The sequence below is a fragment of the Paenibacillus sp. 2TAB26 genome (assembly GCF_052115145.1).
Taxonomy (GTDB): domain Bacteria; phylum Bacillota; class Bacilli; order Paenibacillales; family Paenibacillaceae; genus Pristimantibacillus.
Genome location: NZ_JBFRGC010000167.1, coordinates 1 through 350 on the forward strand (window position 1 = coordinate 1; position 350 = coordinate 350).

Here is a 350-nt window from a genome sequence, read left to right on the forward strand (position 1 = left end):
TGTGCAACCATGTCGTAAGATATGGAGACAACCTTGGAGGTGTTTTTACGTTGGCAACAAGAGTAAGTTACCCAGTGGAAACAAAAATGAAAGCTATTGAATTGAGAATAACAGGAGTTCCAGTGAAAGAGGTCATGGAGCAGCTGAGCATTCGAAATAAGACGCAATTGGAAACCTGGATGCGATGGTACCGCAAGGGCGAATTAAACCGCTTGGAGCAACCTGTAGGCAAACAATACAGCTATGGTAAAGGACCTGAGTTTACCTCGGAACTGGAGCAAATAAAGGCGGAGAATCGGTTCTTAAAGCAACAAATAGATGTGCTAAAAAAGTACAAGGAAATGGAAAGG

Annotated in this window: 1 pseudogene; it reads left to right on the forward strand. The window is 42.9% G+C overall.

Annotated elements, in window-relative coordinates:
- Positions 1 to 50: 50 nt before the first annotated feature.
- Positions 51 to 350 (forward strand): annotated as a pseudogene (locus tag AB4Z50_RS36340) (IS3 family transposase); the annotation flags it as partial.